A 7,425-nucleotide genomic window follows, 5' to 3' on the forward strand; every position below is an offset into this window, starting at 1 on the left:
AGCACTTAAGGTTGCTATAAAGAACCTGGACAGAGCCGCCGAGAAAGGCATCATCCACAAGAACAACGCCGCCAACAAAAAGTCACGCTTGACGAAAAAGCTCAACAAAGTCGGCGTTTAGGCGCATTAATAAGCTAGAGTATAGCAGGCTCTCACGCCGTTCGAGCCTGCATTTAAAAACCAACCGAGTCCAAGTGGTTGGTTTTGGCTTTCTTATTGGTTCAGACTATTGTTAGAGGTACTTAAGGAAGCTCTTGGATCTTATAGTTATCAAACTGAACGTCCATGAAATCTGTGCGAATACCGGCATATTGCTTGTCTAGAAATGGTTTGCCGCCGTACTTCTTCCCATCATCCGTCGCTTCACAGATAAGCTTCCAGTTGCCTTTCCAGTTTTCATCCATGAAAAGCTTTATACTGACGGTTTTATCTTTGTTCGTGGTCACAATGCTTCTCAAACCGATCCATTTTTTCTTTGGTAGCAGATTCGGGTTACTCTTCCGGTCATACTCAGTTCCAGGAAATATCTGCTTCAAAGCCATGGTGTAATACACACCTTTGATTTTCTTCTTTACGACCGCATAACCATCGACCCGTATTCCCGTATAGTAAAGATTGTAGCCATCTTGATACCTATTAAAGAGGAGTAACCCATTTGACGCTTGGCGATGCTCATCACCGCTGAGATTATCGGCAGTGATTTTAAAGTAGGCATCTTGCTGAAGATTCCGCCACTTACTTCTTGTCACAAGCCTGAATATGTTTTGTGGGTGATATCCATTATCTGTTTCCGCAGGGTTGCTTGAACCGTATTTCTGACGCCATAAGGCCGATTCTGCAAGCCTTCCTTGGATGGTCTGGCCGACTCCATTCTTTACGACGAAAAGTCCCCCCGAATTCAACCACCAATTAGTGCTCAGGCTTTTATACATTTTGCCCGCTTCTTGTAACACATAGGTCTTGCCGAAAGTATCTTTAAATGAGGGCAATTTTGGGGTCGCAACTTTTTTACTCTGCGCCATAACTTGAGGGCTCTTATCGCGATTCGTAATTATCGCGAAAGAAATCCCTAGGCTTGCTATTAATATTACGATAACGAAAATGAGCACTTTTTTCATGTTTCCTCTTATTGGGCACAGCAATCTCGCGAAAATTTATCTAATGTTTTTATTACATATAGTTTAGCGCATAGTTCTAAGATGACAAAGGGCTTAAAACCTTCGAAGCTATCGGCCGAACTTTATTATGGAAAGCACTATAGCAAGGATAAAGGCTTTAACTTTATCAAGTAACCCCAGAAAGCCCTTTCTCTTAACGTCTATTGTAGCAGTTAGCTGCGCAGGTTTATATTTAGTAATCTTAAGTTTGAGCTCCGGCACATGGTTCAGACGATCAAGCTCACTAAAGGTGACCACTTTTATCTTTTGATCGGCGATGTCTTTGACAACCGCCTCGAATTTGCCAAGATCGTAGTCTATATACGTCTTCTGTTTGGTTGTGTAAGTTCCCGACCATATTCTATGAAAAACAAGAATTAACGTCAGCTTGTGCAGTTTTGCGTCAGCTACGGCGTTATGAACCTCGCTGAGTTTTGTTGTGTCAAAGACTTCAAATATCTTTACTGCATAAGGGTCGCCGAATGGATAAACCTCGGGCTGCTTGCTGACTGAACGAGCAAATCTATAGTACTTGCTCACAATCTGCTTAACGGATGGATTGGTCGCACCGTTTGGGTAAACGTACCAGTTAGGCGCAGAGTTGATCCCATTCTCCTCAAGATATTCTGCACCATCAACAATATCTTGTTCAAACCCTGCCAGATCGCCTTTTTCATAATAATCCGTAAGCGCGTTTCTGTGGTGCGCAGAGTGACTAACAATATCCCAACCGTTAATGTTCTGCATTCTCTTAAGCTGGGTAAGCGTTAAGTACCCTCTAATTTGGCGATCAGGACGTTCTGCGATAACTGCCACGTTCCCTTTGATGCCATATCTATTCATCACCGGTAATGCATCCAGAACAGACTCCGAACCATCGTCAAAGCAGATAACCGTCCGCCCTTCATCTTGCCCTGGCACTGTTGCAAGCGAGTCGAGATTAAGCGTTACTTTTTTACCTTTGACTGCTGAAAGGCTAAAGCCTATCCTATCGATCTTGGACCAATCAAAGCCTGAACCGAAAAATCGCCACTGCCCTTGAATATTTCTTAATGATCCTTTCCCTAGAGATATTGTCATCCAATTGTTATCGTCAGCAACTGCATAAGCCTCTCGCAGCTCGCACGAAGCGTAACCCTGCCAATTATGCGACGATAGGTCTATGGTGAGATTGTCACACTGGCTTATGTTCGAAGCTTTCATCCTAACCAGAAGATTCTTATTAGAAAGGTCAAGGTTGGTGCGCTTGGTTATGGAAAGTCTTGAACCGTCTTCAGATGAAACTAGACGTAAGTTCTTTTTGCCTTGATAACAATCGATCTCTATCGAACCACCACGACTATCGCGCCGCTTCCAATCTTTTTCATTCTCGAACTTTTCAATTGCGGTCCACTTAGGTAGCGATTCTTGCTGTTTTTGTTTGACTATGGTTATATTGGTATCTTTGCCCGGCAACTCGCTAGTCGCAATAGAGTACTTTACATCACTCGTAGAAATCGTCAGGGTTTTATCTTTCTTTGTGCTGGCTAATACTTTTGCTGAAAGAGTTTTATCCTGCTTGCCAATTTCAAGCAGTGTTATAAAGTCTGCTTCTTTCCCGCGCTTTTCGTATGATATCGAATAGTTTGGAATAGCTTTTTCGTATTCAAACGAACAAAAACCATCATATGGTTTTGTTTGCCCTTTTACGGCTTTAACGGAAAGGCCATCTGTGTTTAGCTGGCGTATGGTAACCGCTTGTTCTGGGCTCGCCCCGATACCGCTTAAAGTCATTCCACTTTTCTTGAGCTTAGCCTCCGGGAACAAGTGAAACATTTGTTCATACTTGTGCTCCTTCTTTGAGGTTAGCTCATCTATGATGACAACGAATTTTTTACCTAAAAGTATAACGGCCCTCTTGTGCTTTACGCCCGTGTATAAATCAGATTCAGCTGATTGGAGAGCATATCCATCGCCTTCCACAAGGGGGTTTGCGCTAGGTGCCCCTTTATCCTGGTCCTTGCCATCGACGACTACTGTATTATGTGCGCGTGTGCCATGAAAATAGTCTTTCAGCGGCAAGTGTTCGTAGGTATAAAGACCCGAATCAGGCATGAGCGGAATTCCCGCCCCAAAAAGATTGAAACTAAGCGCGTCCATATCGCTGTGCTGTGTCCTAAAGGGCCCTACGTCAAGTATTAGTTGCGTTTGATTCTTATAGTCCTTCCCTTGTTCCCAACCTGAACGCATGATTGTTTGCCCCGCAGTCGGAAAGTAAACGTTAAGCTTCGGAGGCATATCGCCTTCCTTGCCGGCAGTCAGCGTATAACGTAAATAAGGATCGGCGTCAGCCATGCTTCTAAAATTGCCTGAGTAGCAGACTCTAGTTTTCAAAGATGCACCAAGGAGCGGAACGGTCGAGTCGGGCTGGAGAATATATTTACAGTATTCAACCATGTTTTGAATTTTGCTATTAAACTCCGAATTTAGCGGTGTTTTATAGGTAATAGAGTGGTTATATATTTCCCAATATTTCCGAAGTGCATAAAAATGGTAATAAGGCGAGTTTTCAACAAGCACACCGTCTTTGTCGACTAAATCTCGCAAATTTGCATCAAACCTGTCCCTAGCAAGGCTAAGCCACTTTTTCGAGCCAGGCATATCTGGAAAATTTGTAGCCAGAACAAGCAAAGCAGCGGCTTGATTAATGCCGTGATTGTGTTGCGGTTCGTAATGTTGCACATCTGAGAGATAATCGCCGTGTTCTTTAATGGCTTGCAAAAGTTTGGTGCTGACATCGATAGGAAGGGCATTGTGCTCGCGTAGTTTCCACCAGACGTTAACGAGCACCATTGTTCTAAATGCTACAGCATGGTTATCTTGCCAAGATAACGGCTGTTTCATGCCTTTATCGAGGAAGCTCTCGACTATTTCAAGTAACTTATCATCGTACTTCTGCTGCCCAGTCTCATTAGCCGCAAATATAAGATGTCGAGTAGGCCTTAGGGCATAGAAAATAAAACGCCAATATCGATTCTTGTAAGGGTCTTCTTTCCATGTAATTTGTGGAGCAATTTTTGTTGGTGCAAATCTATCGACTGCGTAATAATCGTCTAGGATTTTATCTGCTGATGTAATATCGCCTTGATCAAGAAACCCATAAAGCACTTCTTTCCCATTCGCCGACTTAGGATAGGTATCATAGATATGTAGCCATACTGAGGGCTCAGCTTTCTCCCTATAGACGAAACCTCCGGGAACTGCAATCTTGAGTTGGCCGGGTTTTGGTGGTCTCACGATTTTATAGGCAGCTATCCTATGGCTGACATAATCTGAGGCTGATAAAACGCCTGCTCTGGCATCTGGATAAAGATACTTACCTGCTACAACTATAAATACAGCAACGACAATCATAATTACGATTATTTCCGTGCGCCTTATCCTCGGGTCCATGTCATCTTCCTAATCGTGAAAATGGAATAGAAAATAAGCCACGACAATACAAGCGTGGATAGCAAGCTCATAAGCGGACGGTACATCCAAAGATGGCACGACCTATTCTCGCGCTTATACGCGAGCCCGAACATGGAGCCGATGAAGAACACTCCGCCGAGGTACAGAAACACCGACAGGATGTTACCCTGTAGCGGCAAATAAGCGAGATGTCTAAAAGCAATAAATGGGCCAAACAACACAAAAAGAATATGCAAATAGTAGGCGATCGCCGGTAAAATCGGTTTGCGCCAGTAAAACAAACCCGTAAAGAACATATTCCGGATAAAGCTCTTTTTCCAACGAACCTGCTGTTTTATGAGCTTCTTGAATGTGTCCGGCACTTCGGTCCATGCCCTTGCGGATTTGCTATAAACGACTCTCCAATCGCGAAGCGGATAATCGACATTCTTTATGAACACCGAATCGGCATATTGTTTCTTTAGCTTCCCGCCAATTATTTTGCTACCGAGTACAAAACCTGTTAGCGTCCGGTCGGTTGCAAATTTGAACTCTTGGCCAAGAAAAGAATCGTTCTCCCATGCCGGTATAAAGTTAAAGACGGCTTCACGTCGAAACGCGGCAAGTGGGCCAGATACACAGGTCACACAGCCATAGATGCTCTCGAACGCTTTTCGTACAGAGAACTGCCCTTCATACCAGGAATCTTGAATCCTTGTTATGAGATTCCTACCGGAATTAAGTGCCCTACAGTGTCCGCTAACAGCCCCAGTAAGCGGATCCGCTCGAAATGCGTTAACAATTCTATCAACAGCATCCCGCGCTACCACAGAGTCACTATCTGAGAAAACGAAAATATCGCCTGTTGACCGTAAAACCCCAAGCGCAAGCGCCTTTTTCTTTCCGACGTTTTCCTTTAAATGGATAGCGGTTATGAGGCCCCGGTTATGGTAATGATCCAATATCTGTTTCGTGCCGTCAGTGCTTGCATCATTAATGAAGATAATTTCCTTGTTTTCATATGTGGAGTCTATTAGGGATTCTATACAGTCTTCGATAATGTCTTCTTCGTTCCTTACAGCAACTAGACAGCTCACTCTATAATCAATGTTAGCGTGCGGAGACAAACCAGCTGCATCTAATACAGGGTCTTGATACTTCTTAAAGGCAATATAGAACGTAACAAGAGGCACTGTGGTCACCAGGATACCGTAGATATAGAAGTAGCTATTAGAATGAACGAGCGCCTTCCCTGTGACTACCATTAAGAGAGCAAAGAGGATAAAGCGGACGATAAAGCGGTCGGTCTCGACTTGTGGCATCGGTTTTTTTAGCGGTTGCCCGATAATATCAGTAAAATCGTTGTATTCTTTAATTAACGAGACTTCATTATCAACGAGTGGATAGGGCGCTTCTATAATAGAGGCTTGGCTTCGGAGGTCTTCTCTTTTTGCCATTAGGAATCCTACCTGCCTATTCCTTTGTAGATAATACCGACTTTAATGAACTTCTCTTTCGGCAGGCAATTGCGTCCATCAATCACTACTGCCACACCGGCTTCGAGAAACTGGTCAGGTGATATTTCCTTGAAGCATGAATGTGCTGTCGCTATGATGGCTGCATCTGCACGCTCGAGCGCTTCTCCCAAAGAACTCGCGGTTGATTTTTCCGGGACAAATGGGTCGTATATTGCAATATGTGCGCCGTATTCTTCCAGATACTTAATAATCTCGAATGAAGGACTCTCTCTATAATCATCGACTTCCGGTTTGTAAGAAAGACCAAGTACAACAACCCGCGCATCCTTCACTGCAATCTTTTTTTCGTTTAGCCCCTTCACCAAGAGGTCGACCGCAAACCTCGGCATACCAAGATTAATACGCCTGGCTAGTGAAAGAAATTTGTGGTTAAAACCGTTCTCCCGCGCGTATTCGATCAAGTAATACGGGTCAACGGGAATGCAATGACCACCAACCCCACATCCCGGATAATGGGGCATAAACGCGAACGGCTTTGTGGCTGCGCCTTCAATCACATTCACGACATCTATTCCCAGTTTTGAAAATGATTGCGCTAGTTCGTTGACAAAAGCGATGTTGATATCACGGAATGCATTCTCTACAACCTTTACGGCCTCAGCCTCTTTAAGAGACCCCATAGGCTTTATCTCGCCGGTAATTATTGAGCGGTAAAACTTAATTGCCTTCTTTAACCCCACTTCCTCAAGGCTGCCTACAACTCTATTTATATTTTGAACATTCCATTGCTTATCTCCGGGGTTTATACGCTCAGGGCAGTGAGCCAAATAAAAATCATGTCCGGCCTTCAGACCGGATAGCTCTTGGAGCATCGGTAAGACGATTGTTTCTGATATACCCGGATTAACAGTAGACTCCACAATCACTAGCTGCCCCCTCTGCAGAGCAACAGCAACGTTTTTACATGCATCCTTTAGAGGCTCAAGATTCGGCGTATTGTCCTCGTGAATCGGAGTTGGAACGCAAATAATGATAGTCGAAGCTTTTTTTATTGCGTTAAAGTCACAGGTCGCTTCAATTGTGGATTGCTTAATACTCCGGGCGATTTCCGCATTTGCAAACGGCGCTATGTGTTGATTTAGCAACTCTACTTTTTCACTATTGTTGTCTACACCAATAACCTTATAGCCTCTTTTGTCAGCCAATAAAGCTAGCGGTAGGCCAACATAGCCTAGACCAATAATAGCTACTGTCTCTCGATTATGTGCCATAGATAACAACCTCCTCAATCTTTGCCGAATCAACCATTACTGCATGTTCTAGTAACGGTAAGAACGATAGGTCTTTTCTAAAACCAA

The 7,425-nt window shown here is 43.9% G+C and carries 5 protein-coding genes; 1 reads left to right on the plus strand and 4 read right to left on the minus strand.

The features are described from left to right. Positions 1–121: 30S ribosomal protein S20 (gene rpsT, locus COY37_RS03235; protein ID WP_286976063.1), on the plus strand; the 121-nt coding region annotated here is incomplete at its 5' end. A 121-nt stretch (positions 122–242) separates the two neighbouring features. On the opposite strand, the gene COY37_RS03240 is transcribed toward rpsT, so the two are convergent. The 4 genes from COY37_RS03240 to COY37_RS03255 all read right to left on the minus strand — a co-directional run bounded on the left by COY37_RS03240 (position 243) and on the right by COY37_RS03255 (position 7,338). Further along, positions 243–1,118, minus strand: coding sequence for a hypothetical protein (locus COY37_RS03240; protein WP_286976052.1), 876 nt, complete (start codon positions 1,116–1,118; stop codon positions 243–245). A gap of 108 nt (positions 1,119–1,226) precedes the next feature. Then, positions 1,227–4,589, minus strand: a complete 3,363-nt coding sequence (locus COY37_RS03245) for a heparinase II/III domain-containing protein (RefSeq protein ID WP_286976055.1) — start codon at positions 4,587–4,589, stop codon at positions 1,227–1,229. Beyond that, positions 4,574–6,046 carry a glycosyltransferase family 2 protein gene (locus tag COY37_RS03250; RefSeq protein WP_286976058.1) on the minus strand — a complete coding sequence of 491 codons (1,473 nt, stop codon included), beginning with the start codon at positions 6,044–6,046 and terminating at the stop codon, positions 4,574–4,576. The genes COY37_RS03245 and COY37_RS03250 overlap by 16 nt, the downstream gene beginning before the upstream one ends. An 8-nt stretch (positions 6,047–6,054) precedes the next feature. Beyond that, complete coding sequence (locus COY37_RS03255) at positions 6,055–7,338, minus strand: nucleotide sugar dehydrogenase (protein ID WP_286976061.1); 1,284 nt, start codon at positions 7,336–7,338, stop codon at positions 6,055–6,057. Between the last annotated feature and the right edge of the window lie 87 nt (positions 7,339–7,425).

The sequence above is a fragment of the Candidatus Aquicultor secundus genome (genome assembly GCF_002791875.1).
GTDB classification, from domain to species: Bacteria; Actinomycetota; Aquicultoria; order Aquicultorales; family Aquicultoraceae; genus Aquicultor_A; species Aquicultor_A secundus.